Below are 15216 nucleotides of genomic sequence, written 5' to 3' on the forward strand. Positions count from 1 at the left end.
GGGAATGTAACTATTTTTATGTATACTATCAAATTGAAATATAACGTTCAGGCAGCCGAAATAAACAACTTGGAGGAAAGTGGTTATTATCGTTTAAGGGAGGCTGAAGTAAAAACGATAGAAAAAGAGCAGCCTCGAATGGAGGCTGCTCTTTTTTCTGTCTAAATTTTAGTGTAATTTTGGTGGGTATCCGCTATTAATAAGAGTCATAATTACGAACCAACCGAATACTGCAGCACTTAATAAGTTGAAAACAACACTTAAAAGATTCTTTTCTTTAAGTGCTTGGAATGTACCAACTACAGCTAAAATAGCAACTAGACCAAAAATAACCATTAATAAGTTCATTAGAAATTGACACTCCTTTCGACATCAGAAAATGAATGTCGTAAACAATATTCCTCCTTAATTGTAAACGTTCTACCTGTTTTTGTCGAGAACTAATATAGACTAAACTATGAACATTTATCGTCAAATTGTGGCAAAGGCTGTATAATTGAAATAGAGGTGATAACAATGATAAACGTACGAAGTTATTCTCTTGGACCTGTCCAAACGAATTGTTATATCGTATCGAATAAAAATAAGGAATGCTTAATATTTGACCCAGGAGAAGAAGCAGATCGAATCATCAAGGCTATTCGCAGTAACAATCTTAAACCACTAGCCATCTTTTTAACACATGCACATTTCGACCATATCGGTGCAGTGGACGCTGTCCGCGAGGCTTTTAATGTTCCAGTATGGATTCATGAAAAAGAAGTAAACTGGTTAGGAGATCCAACAAAAAATGGTTCTAGTAAATACGCAGCATTACCAGAGTATATTGTCGGTGCCCCAGCTGAAGAAAATATTATTAAAAAAGAACAGCTATTTGAAATAAGTGATTTTTATTTTAAAGCAACTTTTACACCAGGACATTCACCAGGTAGTATTTCATATATATTTGAAAATGATGGCTTCGCTATTGTTGGTGATACACTATTTGAACAAGGTGTAGGTCGTACAGATTTACTTGGAGGCTCGACAAAAGTATTACTTACATCCATTCATGATAAGCTATTGACACTTCCTGAGGATACTATTATCTATCCTGGTCATGGGAACTATACAACGGTCGGTGCAGAAATGGAGACAAATCCTTTCTTGAATGGTTTTTAAGGTTTGGCGATAATTAAAAATGGTTCATCACCATAGCGAGGGTTGATTTCCCGTTCCGGCTGGGGCTTAGTTGCTGACGCTACGCTTTCGCACAGAGCAAAGCTTCCTAGGGGGCGTCCGATGAGCCGCTTCACTCGCGTTGCTCGATCCAGGGTCTCATCTGTTCTCAAGGAGTCGCCCAGCCTCTACTCCAATCAACTTATATATGGCATAAAACTACATCCTAAGACATTTGGTGATGGACTTAGAAAATTTATACAGTTATACTCATTTATGATAAAATAAAAATAGGTGATGTAAATGGAATTATTATTGCTATTATCGCTTATTACTGATTTTAGTTATTTAGTACAACATAGTCCATTTATTAAAATATACATTTATACTATTTTTGATAAAATTGCTGTCATTGACGCGAATCTTGACGTATCAATTGATTTAACTGTCAATGTCAATTTCGAAAGTAGAATTTATCCTTCTCACATGTTTCTTAATAAATGGTTGAGAAAAGTAATTTACAGTAAATCAGATAATGACGAAGAATTAGTGTCCCTTTTATAAGAAAAATTATTATAAAAGGGGAGAAATTAATTAATGTTTGAATTTATAACACAACCACTGACAAATTTGCTAGATACTTTCTTTAATTTTACGGGGAGCTATGTAATTGCCTTAGTAATTTTAACAGTGCTAATACGCTTAATTTTGATGTATCCAAATTATAAATCTTTTAAATCCCAACTAACGGTTACACAAAAGTCGCTAGGTAATAAGGAAAAATTAAGAGAGCTACAATCAAACTTAAGCAAGGCTAAAACAGACGAAGAACGTAAAGAATATCAGTTGCAAATCTCTCAAATAATGATGGAAAACTTTTCAGGTATGAAAACAGGTTGTTTAACAGCGTTGATTCAATTTCCAATTTTAAGCGGACTGTATTATACCATTACAAAAAGTAATGCTATCCAGCATGAGAATTTCTTCTGGTTTAATCTAGGGTCTGCAGATATTTTTATGACAATTATCGTAGGTTTAACGATGATGATTCAAATTTATATGTCAGTTAAGCTATCTGATAATAGCCATCCGCAAATGAAAATAATGATTTTTATGATGCCGTTGATAATTGTCATTTCTTCAATTTTCATGCCATCAGCCATCCCATTTTATTGGACTATTTCATCTTTGTGGGTGATTTTACAGAGCTTTGTGTTTAATAAATTAAAGCCTAAATTAACTTTATAAATGGAAAAAATCCCCCTAGTATTTTGTAGGATAGATAGAAAAACCATAATCTATCCTATTTAATGCAAAGGGGGATTTTACTATGTTTTCATAAATGATTCATCTATAATTTCTGCATCTGATGAATAAATTTACATAAAAAAAGCATGTCTCATACTCAATGAGACACGCGTTTTTCTTTGTATTAATGACCGCCACCAGGTACGTGAATAAATGTTGTATAGTACGTGAAGCCAGCAAAGAATACAGTTAAATATGCTCCGAAAATGTACATGTACATACGTTCTGAAAGGTTTAAGAAGCCTAATAATAAGAATAAACCTGTATTACCTACGAATAATAGCGATACTTCGTTCATACCACCAAGGTAGAACATGACTGCAAAAATACCTGTCCAGAATGCCATAACTTTATACATATTATCCATGAAGATTTCCCCTCCTTTTGCCCACGACACAATAATCTCATACTCATTATAAATGATATGAAAGGTATCTGTAAACTGGAACTTCTTCTTCTTTGTGACAAACAATTGGATATTTAAAAATTAACTATCAATTTCTGTCACGTTTATTTCATACTTACATAAATCACAATTATGTATCATGCTATCAATTTGTACAAATTCATTGCTTGCATATAACGCATCAACCTGTCCCTTTAAATAGGATTCATGTAAAGAACAAACAATTTCTGAATGACTAGAAAGCTGCTCATGGAATGGACAATTAAAAATGGAGAAAGTCACACTTTTACCATGCTCTGTTTGTTGTACATGAGGAGTATAGCCAATTAATGCTGCATTGTCAGTTAATAGTTGGAGCTTTTGTTCGAAGGAAAGGGTATTATTTAGTTGTAACTCAGCATTTACATAATTTTTCATTTGTTGGTAGCCGTCTTGGTAGCTTATTTCCTGGCATTTTTCTAATGCAGATGGTCCAAATTCTTGAATTAATTGGATTGTCCATTTTAATAATCGATCTTCATCACGTCTCGGGAACGTTAATGATACACCTTTATCTGAGGCCTTATAAACACGCCCGGGTCTACCACCTTTCCCAGTTTTGGCAAAATCAGCTGTAATTATATTTATTTCTGAGAGTTTTGTTAAATGTAGCCGCGCAACATTTGGATGGATGCCAAATTTATCAGCGATATTTTGGACCGTTACAGTTTTCTTCTCTTGCAGTATGTACTCATAAATAGAATATCTAGTTTCATCGGCCAATGTACTAGTAATTTTTAATGGATTGATCATTTGCTTCACCTCTATGTATTTTTTGAATTTTTAGCTGTTCTACCAAGTGTAGGAAAAAAATCATGTTAATTCTATTATATTGCATTATTGAAAAAGATACAGTTCCTTTAGTCATAAATATTAACTTTTTCATAAGATTATGTTCATAGTTAGTGGAAATTTGTATGTTATCCACATTTTTATAGCAAAAAACATGTTTGACAGGAAAATTTATATCAAATTTTTATTTTAAGAAAAGGGCTTTTCACTTAACAGCTTCCTATCTATACTAGGGAATAACGAATAGAGCGGTCATATTCGAGTGAACCAGAAGAGGGGTGCGAATATGCAAAATTTTGAAACGGTTGTTGAGCAAAAATGTGAGCAACTTTTATTAAAGGCCTATCATTTCGGTGCATCAGATTTATTATTAGTTCCAGAACGTGAACAATATCGTATATATTTTCGAAAATATGATAAGCTGCTCCAAGCTGGTGAATTACCGAACGAGCTTGCAGAGCGAATGATTTCCTATTATAAATTTTTAGCGGCATTAGATATTAGCGAGCGACGCAAACCCCAAAGCGGCTCCTTCCAAAAAGCTATGGAACAAGATCAATATGCCTTTCGTGTTTCTACACTTCCCTCAGTATTTTTAAAAGAAAGCTTAATTGTCCGATTGTTTCTACAAAATCATGCATTCCCACTTACTTCCTTATCCTATTCCAAATATGTAGCAGAAATGTTAATGGAACTAGTGAAACATCAACAAGGACTTTTATGTTTCACAGGTGCAACGGGCTCTGGTAAATCAACATCCTTATATTCTTTAATCCATTACTGTTCGACAGAACTAAATCGACATGTCATTTCATTGGAGGACCCTGTAGAAAATAACCAAGCTAACCTTTTGCAGATTCAAGTAAACGAACGAGCTGGCGTTACATACGCTACAGGACTAAAGGCTATTTTACGCCACTCACCTGACGTCATTATGATAGGTGAAATACGTGATAAAGAGACTGCGAAAATCGCAATCGAGGCAGCTTTAACAGGTCATTTAGTGGTTTCGACAATTCATGCGAAAGATTCGATAAACTGCCTTTATCGATTTATTGACTTAGGCGTTTCAGTGGAAGAACTTCGTCAAACTGTGGTGGGTATTGTTGCTCAAACACTTTTCCAATCACCAATAGTTCAGGAAGAACGCCGTGCATTGTTTGAAATATTAAGCGATGTTCATCTTCAAATGGCTATCAAAGCAATTATGCAAAAAACTAGCTTTGAGTTACCGCATGATTTAACACTTACAGGGCAAAAAGAACTGATGGAGAATCAAATCTATGCGAATACAAAAGTTTTTTGAAGGAATTCGATTAGATTACAAAAAGGCGACAAAATGGCGAGTAAGGGAGCAAGCTCATTTTTTTAGCCGATTAAGCGTGTTAATGCAGGAAGGTTATTTATTCCCACAAGCTATATCTATTCTATTACCCCATCATATTGAAGCGCATGAAGAAATACAAAAGCTAGTCAATGAAAAACTGAGGCAGGGTGCCGGTGTTTTAGGAGTTTTTGAAGCGTTGCAAATTCCAAAGCAGCATTTAGTAGCTATTACAGTTGCCGAAAACAATGGACATATGATTGAGACCTTAAAAGGTGTGGCAAAGCAAATGGCTTTAAGTGAATCGACGAAGAGAAAATTAATGAAGTTACTCTTATATCCAGTAGTGCTCATTATATTTTTGATGCTGTTGTTTTTAGTGTTTCGCATCATATTCTTTCCTAATATAGAAAAAATGGTGACAAGTCGAACTACTGGTACAGAGGAGACAAGCATTGCTTTGTCAAAAGTATTATTGCATTTTCCTGATGCTTTAATTGTCGTAGGAATAGCAGTAATTTGTAGTATTTTCTTTTTTCACCTTTATCTCAAACGCCGTCCGATTGCTCACCGGCTAAATATTATCCTGAAAACGCCATTGATTCGGATATATATACGAATGTCTTTGACGAGACAATTTGCTGCTTATTTAGGAAGTCTACTCCAAAGTGGATTTTCTTTACAGGCAAGTCTACAAATTTTAGAGCAACAGCAACTTCAACCGTTTCTACAATATCTGGCACGATGTATAAAGGAGCGTGTTGTTTTTGGTGATACGCTGACACAAGCTGTTCATTTGATGACGGTTTGGCAGATGGATTTCTCAACATTTGTTGAACATGGAGAGCAAAGTGGCTATCTAGGAAAAGAGCTAGTACTGTACAGCGAATTATTGACAGAAAAGCAAGAGCAACTATTGCATAAAATCCTTGCGTTTGTGCAACCTACCTTCTTTATCATTATTGCAATGTGCATAGTTGCTGCATATGTAAGTTTATTATTACCAATATATCATATGATTGAACTAGTATAGGAGGATAATAATGAAACGGATAAAGCAGCAAGCTGGATTTACGTTGATAGAAATGCTCATCGTTTTGCTAATTATTTCCATATTAATTTTAATAACAATCCCTAATGTTACGAAACATTTTGCCACCGTCGATGAGAAGGGCTGTAAAGCGTATATCTCTATGGTGCAGGGGCAGGTAGAGGCGTATCGCGTAGATTTTATGGCTTATCCAACAATTGAAAATCTGGTAGAAAAAGGCTATTTAAAGAAGGATGAAACGACCTGTCCTAATAAAGAAGAGATAATGATCACTAATGATGGAGAGGTACGATTGGCGAAGATTTCTTCTAATAATGGCTCTAGTAACTGATGGATACTATAAAAAGTGAGCGTGGTGTTACATTTGTTGAAATGCTCATTGTATTGTTTATCGTTATGTGTTTGTCGGCGATTGTCATAAAGTACTCGGTTAAAGCAGAGGAAACTAGAGAGATTGAGCGATTTTTCACACAAATTCAATTAGATATACAATATATACAAACGTATAGTATGCACAAAAGAGAATACATTTCGATAAAATTTGAGAGCTCATCAAAAAGATATATCATTAAAAAGGATTTTTATACAGAATTATTTGAACGACCTTTCCCAAAAGGGGTTGAGGTCGTACTTTCTTCAGGTTCAATTAACACGATTATATACAATTACAATGGAAACGTCATGACCCCAGGGACTGTTTATTTTAAAACGCCTCAGGGTACTAAAAAGGTTGTGATTACGTTAGGACGAGGGAGATCGAGAGTTGAATGAATCTGGCTATTCATTTGTAGAAACGATTTTATCAATAGTCATTGTTATGTTATTATGCACGACATTAATACCGATCAGCTACATGATGAAGTCGACTCTTTATAACAAGAAGTTAGAAGTTATCGCAGCTGAAACCGCCTATGAAGGCTTAAAGCGTTATCGCTATTTACAGCAAACTGAAGGCACTAATACCGTTGAAAATGTAAATTTCCAATGGTCTATGAATGGACAGGGAATTTGTGTAAGTTTTCAAAATACACGGGAATTACGTAAAAAATGTATACAACTGACAGGTGAAGTCGATGAATGAACGTGGCTATACATTATTAGAAGCCTTATTTCAATTAGTTGTTTTTGTGCTTATTGCACACCTTGTTGTGTTCATTATGCTTTGGTTTGTAGAAATGAAAACAACAGTACTATCTGATGAACAATCGAAGTGGGAGGTTTTTGTTTATGATTTGAATATGTATTTAAATGATATTTCTTCATTTACGATTCGACAAGACCAAAAGAGAATAACCTTCCAGAAAGGAGATACTATTCATAATATTGATTGTTATAGCAATTTAATTCGTGAACAAGTAAATGGTGGTCATGTACCAATGCTAATTGATATTAACAAATGTCAGTTCCAATTTGAAAAAAATATGTTAACAGTAGCTGTAGAACTTCCAAGTGGTATCAAAAAGGAGCGAACTTTCTATGTTCCAGTTATTGAAAAGTGACAGAGGGGCTATATTTTTAATCGCAATTGCATTATTATTTTTTGTAACTACTTTTGTTCTTACGTATTGTATGTCTTATGAGATTCAGTTTCGAACATATAATGACCTAGAAAAGCTGAATATTCGAGCTACGATAAATTTATTAGGACAAATTTTGTCAGACAGTGTAGAATCGTAGTTATAAGAAGGTGATTCGAATGCGAAAAATATATTTAGTTGGTTTTATGGGCTCCGGCAAAAGTGCGTTAGGAAGACGTTTAAGCTATTTGTTAAAGATGCCTTATTATGATATGGATCATGAGATCGTTCGGCAGCAGGGAATGACAATTCCACAGATATTTGAAAAATATGGAGAAGTACGTTTTCGAGAAATAGAAACAGAATTTTTGAAAAATTTCCGAGACGAAGCTTGTATTATTTCAACAGGTGGTGGAGTTGCAATCAATGCTGAAAATCGAAAAATAATGAGACGCAGTGGGCTCGTGTTTTTTTTAGATGCGACATTCGAAGATATATACAAACGAATACAGCATGATCCGAACAGACCAATTGTACAGAGTTCAACGAAAGAGGAGCTAGAGAAGCTGTATCATTACAGAAGAAGATTCTATCGTGAAACTGGACATATACAAGTGTTAACAGAGGGCAGAACACTCCGCCAAATTCTTGAGTATTTAGTATTCCAAGTTAAAAGGTTAAAAGGCGAACGTTGATTAAAATAAATGAATCAAACGTTCGTGTTTTGATATAAATTAAAAAATGATTGCCTTTTCAATGCAATTAATGTTAGGATATAGACAAATAAGTAACTAAATGTTCATTGAATACTAAATAGTACCAAGATGAATCTTGGGCGGATGATTGTGCGGGGAGAGCACGTGTAGACGTCACCGAAGGAGCAAATAACAAAATGTTATGAATCTCTCAGGTAAAAGGACTCGTACAAGACGCAACTCTGGAGAGAGCTGTAGTACTACAGCCACCAAAGGGGAAAGCCGGCTGTTTGGCATTGTAGGTATGCGAGCCAGTCTGGTGTAACTTTCAGGTTTAAGGACAGAGAATCCCGAAAAGGGGTTCGTCTGTCTTTTTTTATGTCTAAATGTTTTGCCTAATGTTGTTAGTTTCTATTCCTTAATTGAATGAACAAACAGGGGAAGCATGATTGCACTTATAAAAAGCAGACGAACTACTACCAGTAAAAAATGTAACTACCATTTAAGGGGGCAAAAATAATGACGAATGAATTAAAGCGTACACCTCTATTTGAAGAATATGCAAAGTATGGTGGTAAAACAATCGACTTTGGCGGATGGGAATTACCAGTACAATTCTCTTCTATTAAAGAAGAGCATGATGCAGTTCGTAATCGTGCTGGCTTATTTGATGTATCACATATGGGTGAAATTTTAGTAACTGGACCTAATTCACTAGATTTTTTACAAAATCTTTTGACAAATGATATTTCAAAAATTGCAGTAGGTCAAGCGCAATATAATGCAATGTGCTATGAAGATGGTGGCGTTGTTGATGATTTATTAACGTATAAATTAGCAGACAATCATTATTTATTGTGCGTAAATGCGGCAAATATTGAAAAAGATTATGATTGGATGATGGAAAACCAACATCAATATGATGTAACGATCGACAATCAATCAGATGCTTATGCACAAATTGCCCTTCAAGGTCCATTAGCAGAAGAAGTTCTTCAAACATTAACAGACACTGATTTAAAAACGATTAAATACTTCCGTTTCCAAGCAGACGTTGAAGTTGCTGGTCATAAAGCATTAGTATCCCGTAGCGGTTACACGGGGGAAGATGGTTTTGAATTATACGGCTCTCCAGAAGATATTAAAGCTTTATGGAACGAAATTTTAGAGGCTGGAAAAGACAAAGGCGTTATACCAGCAGGTCTAGGATGCCGTGATACACTTCGTTTCGAAGCAGGTCTTCCATTATACGGTCAAGAGCTATCAACAACAATTTCACCTCTAGAGGCTGGTATTGGTTTTGCTGTGAAGTTAAATAAAGAGGGCTTTAATGGCCATGATGCATTAGCGGCACAAAAAGAAAATGGACTGTCACGTAAAATTGTTGGCATTGAAATGATTGATAAAGGAATTCCTCGTCATGGCTACAAAGTGTTTAAGGATGGTCAGGAAATCGGTGAAGTGACAACAGGTACACAGCTTCCTTCTTCTAAACGTAATGTTGGTCACGCATTAATTGACAGCCAATTCGCAACTATCGGAACTGAATTGGAAATCGAAATTCGTGGTAAGCACTTAAAAGTAGTAACAGTTGAAACACCGTTTTACAAGCGTTCAAAATAATATTGAAAAGAGGGACCTACATTTATGAAACATCGTTATTTACCAATGACGGAGCAAGATAAACAAGAAATGTTAGACGTAATCGGTGTATCCTCAGTTGATGAGTTATTTGGGGATATTCCAGAAAAAGTACGTTTTAAAGGCCTATATGATATTAAAGAAGCAAAATCTGAATCAGCTTTATTAAAAGAATTAACGGCAATGGCTGCGAAAAATAAAGATACAAATGCTAACGTATCGTTTTTAGGTGCTGGCGTATACAACCACTATAAACCGGTTATCGTGGATCATGTTATTTCTCGTTCAGAGTTTTACACAGCGTATACTCCATATCAACCTGAAATTTCACAAGGGGAATTACAAGCAATTTTTGAATTCCAAACGATGATTGCAGAGCTTACAGGTATGGATCTTGCAAACTCTTCTATGTACGATGGAGGAACAGCATTAGCGGAAGCAGGTATGCTTGCAGCTGGACATACGCGCCGTAAGAAAATTTTAGTATCGGAAACGGTTCACCCTGAGTATCGTGATGTCGTTGCTACATATGCATACGGTCAATCCATTGAAATTGTTACTGTTCCACAAAAAGATGGTGTGACAGATGTAGAAGCTTTAAAGGAATTAATGGATGACAATACGGCAGCTGTTATTGCACAATATCCAAACTTCTTTGGTCAAATAGAGGACTTACAAGTAATTGGCGATATTGCACATGAGGCAAAAAGTTTATTTGTTGTATCTTCAAACCCACTTGCACTAGGAATTTTAACACCACCTGGTAAACTTGGGGCTGATATTTGTGTAGGGGACGCACAGGTCTTCGGTATTTCTGAAGCATTCGGTGGTCCACACTGTGGTTTCTTTGCAGTAACAACGAAGCTAATGCGTAAAGTTCCTGGTCGTCTTGTTGGTGAAACAGTAGACGGTGAAGGACGTCGTGGTTATGTTTTAACATTACAAGCACGCGAACAACATATTCGTCGTGATAAAGCAACATCTAATATTTGTTCGAACCAAGCGCTTCTTGCACTTGCCGCTTCTGTAGCAATGACTGCTCTTGGCAAGCAAGGTGTTCGTGAAATGGCTATGCAAAATATTGCGAAAACTCGCTATGCTAAAAATGCCTTTGAAGCTGCAGGCTTCACAGTAGCATTCCAAGGTGCACACTTTAACGAAATCGTTGTAAAGACAAATAAATGTGTGAAAGAAATTAATAAAGGCTTAATTGAAAAAGGTATCATCGGTGGTTATCCTTTAGGTCAAACATATGACTCTCTTAAAAATCACGTGCTAATCGCTGTAACAGAATTACGCACGAAAGAAGAAATTGATGCACTTGTTGCGGAAATGGGGGCTCTTAATGCATAACGAAAATCAATCACTCATTTTTGAAATTTCCAAAGAAGGTCGCGTAGGTTACAGCTTAGAAGCACTTGATGTACCAGAGGCTGATCTCGCAGATTTACTGCCAGCAAACTTAGTACGCGCAGAAGCAGCGGAATTACCAGAAGTATCTGAGCTTGATATTATGCGTCACTATACAGCACTTTCTCGTCGAAACCACGGTGTGGACTCTGGCTTCTACCCTCTTGGTTCTTGTACGATGAAATATAATCCTAAAATTAACGAGGCAGTTGCCCGAATTTCTGGTTTTGCAAATGTTCACCCATTACAGGATGAGTCAACAGTTCAAGGTGCGATGGAGCTTCTTTACGATCTACAAACCTCATTAGTTGAAATTACAGGTATGGATGAAGTGACATTACAACCAGCGGCGGGTGCACATGGTGAATGGACAGCATTAATGATGATCCGTGCCTTCCATGAAGCAAACGATGAAGGTCATCGTAATAAAGTTATCGTTCCTGACTCTGCTCACGGTACAAATCCAGCGTCGGCAACTGTTGCAGGCTTTGAAACTATCACTGTTAAATCAGATGAAAATGGTTTAGTAGATATTGAAGATTTACGCAAAGTAGTTGGTTCTGATACAGCTGCATTAATGCTAACAAATCCAAATACACTTGGTCTATTTGAAGAAAACATTATCGAAATGGCAGAACTGATCCACTCTGTTGGCGGTAAAGTATACTATGACGGTGCAAACTTAAATGCAGTTATGAGTAAGGCACGTCCTGGTGATATGGGCTTTGACTGCGTACACTTAAATTTACACAAAACATTTACAGGTCCTCACGGTGGCGGTGGCCCAGGTTCAGGTCCAGTAGGTGTAAAAGCAGATTTAATTCCATTCCTTCCAAAACCAGTTTTAGTAAGAACAGCGGAAGGAACATATCACTTAGATTACGACCGTCCACAATCAATCGGTCGTGTTAAACCTTACTACGGTAACTTTGGTATCAACGTACGTGCATACACTTATATCCGTACAATGGGTCCAGATGGCTTAAAAGCTGTAACAGAATACGCTGTACTAAACGCAAACTACATGATGCGTCGCTTAGAGCCATTCTACGATCTACCATATAACCGTCATTGTAAACATGAATTTGTATTATCAGGTCGTCGTCAAAAGAAACTTGGCGTTCGTACTTTAGATATCGCAAAACGTCTGTTAGACTTTGGCTACCATCCGCCAACAACTTACTTCCCGTTAAATGTGGAAGAGGCGTTAATGATCGAGCCAACAGAAACAGAATCAAAAGAAACATTAGATGCATTCTGCGATATAATGATCCAAATTGCAAAAGAAACAGAAGAAAATCCATCTATCGTACAAGAAGCACCACATACAACAGTCGTTTCTCGCTTAGACGAAACACGCGCTGCTCGTACACCTGTGCTTCGCTACCAAAAAGCATAATTAACTGCCTTAAGGCGTCCAATGAGTATTTAAGTACTTGTTGGACGTTTTTTCTATTCTTTTTTTGATAGTAAAGTGACGGGTAGGAGACAGAGCGATGGAAAGAAGTGCCGAAGAGAGGAAAAGAAAGTCGAGAGCGACGGGAAGCTGGACCAATGTGACGGAAAGAAATTAGAGCGACGGAAAGAAGAGCCGAAGAGACGGAAAGAAAGTCGAGAGCGACGGAAAGAAGGGCCAAGACGACGGAAAGAAATTAGAGTGACGGAAAGAATGGTCCAAGTGACGGAAAGAAAGTCGAGAGCGACGGAAAGAAGGGCCAAAGCGACGGAAAGAAATTAGAGCAACGGAAAGAAGAGCCGAAGAGACGGAAAGAATGATCCAAGCGACGGAAAGAAAATCGAGAGTGACGGAAAGAAGAGCCAATGTGACGGAAAGAAGTTAGAGCGACGGAAAGAATGGTCCAAGTGACGGAAAGAAAGTCGAGAGCGACGGAAAGAAGGTCCAAAGCGACGGAAAGAAATTAGAGCAACGGAAAGAAGAGCCGAAGAGACGGAAAGAATGGTCCAAGCGACGGAAAGAAAGTCGAGAGCGACGGAAAGAAATTAGAGTGACGGAAAGAAGGGCCGAAGAGACGGAAAGAATGGTCCAAGCGACGGAAAGAAAATCGAGAGCAACGGATAGAACCATCAAAAAGATGGATAGAACCAGCAAAGTGGCAGGAAAAAAGAACGCAACGGCTTCACATTGTGCCTACCCCCACTATTCGATGTAAATCTACTAAAAGATAACTATTTAATAAAAGGGTGTATATTGATATACTTACATTAATTTGTATTTTAGTTAAAATAACGGATTGTCATCAAACGTTGTGGATGCCTTCGTGACCAACTTCGTGCTGTTGCGCTGCTGCGTCGCAATCGCGCAGAAAAACCCTGTAGCCACAGCCGCGTCGCAATCGCACAGAAAAACCCTGTAGCCACAGCCGCGTCGCAATCGCGCAGAAAAACCCTGTAGCCACAGCCACGCCGCAATCGCACAGAAAAACCCTGAAGCCGAAGCCGCGTCGCAATCGCGCAGAAAAACCCTGTAGCCACTGCCGCGTCGCTATAGCGCGGATAAAACCTTTGCGGGTCGCTACGTTAGCACTACGCTTTCGTGCAAAAAACATCTGTTGGTCCGAGACCTTGCAGTGAAGCGAAGTGGTATATCGGAAGCCCCTAGTCGGAACAGAAATCAACCACACGTTATGATGATAAGGCTAAAACAATATATTTCGTATTAAAAATGTAATAAATTGTTCATAATTCAAATGTTGAAAGGGATGATTGAACGAAAATGCAAGCGACTGAAGTTGAATTGGGCTTACCGGCAAATAGCGTTTTGAACGATACATATAAAATAAAAGAAGTTATTGCTAGTAGTAAATTGTCCTTTGTTTATAGTGCAGAAAATACTTATGAAGGGAATCAGGTAATTATTAAGGAGTTCTTCCCGAATGACATTGCTTTACGGGATTTGGATAATAAAACAGTCGTTAATCGTTTGCCTTCAACAAAGGAGAAATTCGGGAGTTTAAAAGCTATTTTTCTAAATGAAGCGTTAATTATGCAGCAAATAAATCATCGTAATTTGGTCAAATATATTGACCACTTTGAAGAAAATGAATCGATTTATATCATTATGGAATATTATGAAGGAATGTTATTGGATCAATATTTAAAGGATTATCCCATTAATGATAGAGTTCATTTATACACTAATATTTTTCTCCCTCTTATTGATGCTTTAAGCTATTTACATAAAAAAGGGATACTCCATCGTGACATTAAACCAAATAATATTTTGATCGATTCTGAAGGTAATCCATATTTACTAGATTTTGGTTCAGCGACTTTTTATAAAACAGGCGACAATTATCAAATATTTACTAGTTCAGGATTTTCTCCTCTTGAGCAATATTCGACTATATCTGAGCAAGGTGTATATACAGATATTTATAGTTTAGCAGCAACATTTTACTATTCTCTGACAAATGTTATTCCACCTAATATATCGCAGCGGTTGATAGAGGATAATATTAAGAATGTAAGAAAATACAATAATAAGGTGAGTACTCTTTTATCTCAAACTATAATGTGGGGGCTGGCCGTGCAAGCGAGGAAGCGATGTTCTTCATTAAAATATATGAAGTTAGTCATTACTATTGAAGATATTGTCAATAGGATAATGAACCATTTTAGGGAAAATAATTCAAATTGACCAATGATTTGGGTGATTTGATTCTATGTTATCATTTTACAGTTAAAGGTAGGTGCTTACGAAGCAGTTTATGGAGTATAAAAAATACGCTATAAGCTGTTTTTTAGTAAAAAAAAACGAATACATACACTGTCTTCGTTAAAATATCATAAATTTCTCAATGCTTATTTTTTACCATACACCCAATTAAATACATTTATTTTACATAATATTCAAA

17 protein-coding genes and 1 riboswitch are annotated in these 15216 nt (G+C 36.7%); of the genes, 14 read left to right on the forward strand and 3 right to left on the reverse strand.

The features are described 5' to 3' along the window. Nucleotides 1-18: 18 nt before the first annotated feature. Nucleotides 19-165 carry a hypothetical protein gene (locus tag ACIQZA_RS07470; RefSeq protein ID WP_400936297.1) on the forward strand — a complete coding sequence of 49 codons (147 nt, stop codon included), beginning with the start codon at nt 19-21 and terminating at the stop codon, nt 163-165. Nucleotides 166-168: 3 nt separating this feature from the next. On the opposite strand, the gene ACIQZA_RS07475 is transcribed toward ACIQZA_RS07470, so the two are convergent. After that, nucleotides 169-348 (reverse strand): DUF2759 domain-containing protein, encoded by a 180-nt coding sequence (locus tag ACIQZA_RS07475; protein ID WP_142507256.1) that lies wholly within the window; start codon nt 346-348, stop codon nt 169-171. Between the two features lie 168 nt (nt 349-516). On the opposite strand from ACIQZA_RS07475, the gene ACIQZA_RS07480 reads away from it, so the two are divergent. Together ACIQZA_RS07480 and ACIQZA_RS07485 are read left to right on the forward strand one after the other, a co-directional pair. Continuing rightward, nucleotides 517-1161, forward strand: a complete 645-nt coding sequence (locus ACIQZA_RS07480) for an MBL fold metallo-hydrolase (RefSeq protein ID WP_400936294.1) — start codon at nt 517-519, stop codon at nt 1159-1161. 594 nt (nt 1162-1755) lie between these two features. Continuing rightward, nucleotides 1756-2406 (forward strand): YidC/Oxa1 family membrane protein insertase, encoded by a 651-nt coding sequence (locus ACIQZA_RS07485; protein ID WP_402880851.1) that lies wholly within the window; start codon nt 1756-1758, stop codon nt 2404-2406. A gap of 184 nt (nt 2407-2590) precedes the next feature. Here ACIQZA_RS07485 and ACIQZA_RS07490 read toward each other — a convergent pair whose 3' ends face one another. Both ACIQZA_RS07490 and ACIQZA_RS07495 read right to left on the reverse strand, forming a co-directional pair. Further along, nucleotides 2591-2833 (reverse strand): DUF2626 family protein, encoded by a 243-nt coding sequence (locus ACIQZA_RS07490; RefSeq protein WP_024361272.1) that lies wholly within the window; start codon nt 2831-2833, stop codon nt 2591-2593. A gap of 120 nt (nt 2834-2953) precedes the next feature. Next, nucleotides 2954-3664 carry a helix-turn-helix transcriptional regulator gene (locus ACIQZA_RS07495; protein WP_400936292.1) on the reverse strand — a complete coding sequence of 237 codons (711 nt, stop codon included), beginning with the start codon at nt 3662-3664 and terminating at the stop codon, nt 2954-2956. A 325-nt stretch (nt 3665-3989) separates the two neighbouring features. On the opposite strand from ACIQZA_RS07495, the gene comGA reads away from it, so the two are divergent. The 11 genes from comGA (at nt 3990) to ACIQZA_RS07550 (ending at nt 14999) form a co-directional block, all read left to right on the forward strand. Next, nucleotides 3990-5009, forward strand: coding sequence for a competence type IV pilus ATPase ComGA (gene comGA, locus ACIQZA_RS07500; protein WP_400936290.1), 1020 nt, complete (start codon nt 3990-3992; stop codon nt 5007-5009). Continuing rightward, on the forward strand, nt 4987-6060 hold the full coding sequence (gene comGB, locus ACIQZA_RS07505; protein WP_402880849.1) for a competence type IV pilus assembly protein ComGB: 1074 nt from the start codon (nt 4987-4989) through the stop codon (nt 6058-6060). Before comGA ends, comGB begins: the two co-directional genes overlap by 23 nt. Before the next feature lie 10 nt (nt 6061-6070). Then, on the forward strand, nt 6071-6409 hold the full coding sequence (gene comGC, locus ACIQZA_RS07510) for a competence type IV pilus major pilin ComGC (RefSeq protein WP_402880847.1): 339 nt from the start codon (nt 6071-6073) through the stop codon (nt 6407-6409). Then, on the forward strand, nt 6409-6849 hold the full coding sequence (comGD, locus tag ACIQZA_RS07515) for a competence type IV pilus minor pilin ComGD (RefSeq protein WP_400936286.1): 441 nt from the start codon (nt 6409-6411) through the stop codon (nt 6847-6849). The genes comGC and comGD overlap by 1 nt, the downstream gene beginning before the upstream one ends. Beyond that, a complete protein-coding gene (locus ACIQZA_RS07520; protein ID WP_402880845.1) occupies nt 6842-7159 on the forward strand; it encodes a hypothetical protein in 318 nt (105 codons plus the stop codon). The genes comGD and ACIQZA_RS07520 overlap by 8 nt, the downstream gene beginning before the upstream one ends. Further along, nucleotides 7152-7577, forward strand: a complete 426-nt coding sequence (gene comGF, locus ACIQZA_RS07525; RefSeq protein ID WP_400936283.1) for a competence type IV pilus minor pilin ComGF — start codon at nt 7152-7154, stop codon at nt 7575-7577. Before ACIQZA_RS07520 ends, comGF begins: the two co-directional genes overlap by 8 nt. Before the next feature lie 197 nt (nt 7578-7774). After that, nucleotides 7775-8290 (forward strand): shikimate kinase, encoded by a 516-nt coding sequence (locus tag ACIQZA_RS07530; protein WP_142507246.1) that lies wholly within the window; start codon nt 7775-7777, stop codon nt 8288-8290. A 144-nt stretch (nt 8291-8434) separates the two neighbouring features. Beyond that, nucleotides 8435-8527, forward strand: a riboswitch (glycine riboswitch). A gap of 282 nt (nt 8528-8809) precedes the next feature. After that, nucleotides 8810-9913, forward strand: a complete 1104-nt coding sequence (gene gcvT / locus ACIQZA_RS07535) for a glycine cleavage system aminomethyltransferase GcvT (RefSeq protein ID WP_402880843.1) — start codon at nt 8810-8812, stop codon at nt 9911-9913. A gap of 24 nt (nt 9914-9937) precedes the next feature. Continuing rightward, nucleotides 9938-11284: an aminomethyl-transferring glycine dehydrogenase subunit GcvPA gene (gene gcvPA, locus ACIQZA_RS07540; protein WP_142507244.1), complete on the forward strand. Its 1347-nt coding sequence runs from the start codon at nt 9938-9940 to the stop codon at nt 11282-11284. Further along, nucleotides 11277-12740 carry an aminomethyl-transferring glycine dehydrogenase subunit GcvPB gene (gcvPB, locus tag ACIQZA_RS07545; protein ID WP_402880841.1) on the forward strand — a complete coding sequence of 488 codons (1464 nt, stop codon included), beginning with the start codon at nt 11277-11279 and terminating at the stop codon, nt 12738-12740. The genes gcvPA and gcvPB overlap by 8 nt, the downstream gene beginning before the upstream one ends. Nucleotides 12741-14075: 1335 nt before the next feature. Continuing rightward, nucleotides 14076-14999, forward strand: a complete 924-nt coding sequence (locus tag ACIQZA_RS07550) for a serine/threonine-protein kinase (RefSeq protein WP_402880840.1) — start codon at nt 14076-14078, stop codon at nt 14997-14999. Nucleotides 15000-15216: the final 217 nt, after the last annotated feature.

It is taken from the genome of Lysinibacillus sp. NPDC096382 (genome assembly GCF_044762845.1).
In the GTDB taxonomy this organism is placed as follows: domain Bacteria; phylum Bacillota; class Bacilli; order Bacillales_A; family Planococcaceae; genus Lysinibacillus.

Coding starts and splice junctions, on each gene's coding strand:
- comGB (WP_402880849.1), top strand. CDS start 4,987: ATGCGAATACAAAAGTTTTTTGAAGGAATTCGATTAGATTACAAAAAG.
- ACIQZA_RS07490 (WP_024361272.1), bottom strand. CDS start 2,833: ATGGATAATATGTATAAAGTTATGGCATTCTGGACAGGTATTTTTGCA.
- ACIQZA_RS07550 (WP_402880840.1), top strand. CDS start 14,076: ATGCAAGCGACTGAAGTTGAATTGGGCTTACCGGCAAATAGCGTTTTG.
- ACIQZA_RS07480 (WP_400936294.1), top strand. CDS start 517: ATGATAAACGTACGAAGTTATTCTCTTGGACCTGTCCAAACGAATTGT.
- ACIQZA_RS07495 (WP_400936292.1), bottom strand. CDS start 3,664: ATGATCAATCCATTAAAAATTACTAGTACATTGGCCGATGAAACTAGA.
- gcvPA (WP_142507244.1), top strand. CDS start 9,938: ATGAAACATCGTTATTTACCAATGACGGAGCAAGATAAACAAGAAATG.
- gcvPB (WP_402880841.1), top strand. CDS start 11,277: ATGCATAACGAAAATCAATCACTCATTTTTGAAATTTCCAAAGAAGGT.
- ACIQZA_RS07530 (WP_142507246.1), top strand. CDS start 7,775: ATGCGAAAAATATATTTAGTTGGTTTTATGGGCTCCGGCAAAAGTGCG.
- comGA (WP_400936290.1), top strand. CDS start 3,990: ATGCAAAATTTTGAAACGGTTGTTGAGCAAAAATGTGAGCAACTTTTA.
- ACIQZA_RS07485 (WP_402880851.1), top strand. CDS start 1,756: ATGTTTGAATTTATAACACAACCACTGACAAATTTGCTAGATACTTTC.
- comGF (WP_400936283.1), top strand. CDS start 7,152: ATGAATGAACGTGGCTATACATTATTAGAAGCCTTATTTCAATTAGTT.
- ACIQZA_RS07475 (WP_142507256.1), bottom strand. CDS start 348: ATGAACTTATTAATGGTTATTTTTGGTCTAGTTGCTATTTTAGCTGTA.
- gcvT (WP_402880843.1), top strand. CDS start 8,810: ATGACGAATGAATTAAAGCGTACACCTCTATTTGAAGAATATGCAAAG.
- comGC (WP_402880847.1), top strand. CDS start 6,071: ATGAAACGGATAAAGCAGCAAGCTGGATTTACGTTGATAGAAATGCTC.
- ACIQZA_RS07470 (WP_400936297.1), top strand. CDS start 19: ATGTATACTATCAAATTGAAATATAACGTTCAGGCAGCCGAAATAAAC.
- comGD (WP_400936286.1), top strand. CDS start 6,409: ATGGATACTATAAAAAGTGAGCGTGGTGTTACATTTGTTGAAATGCTC.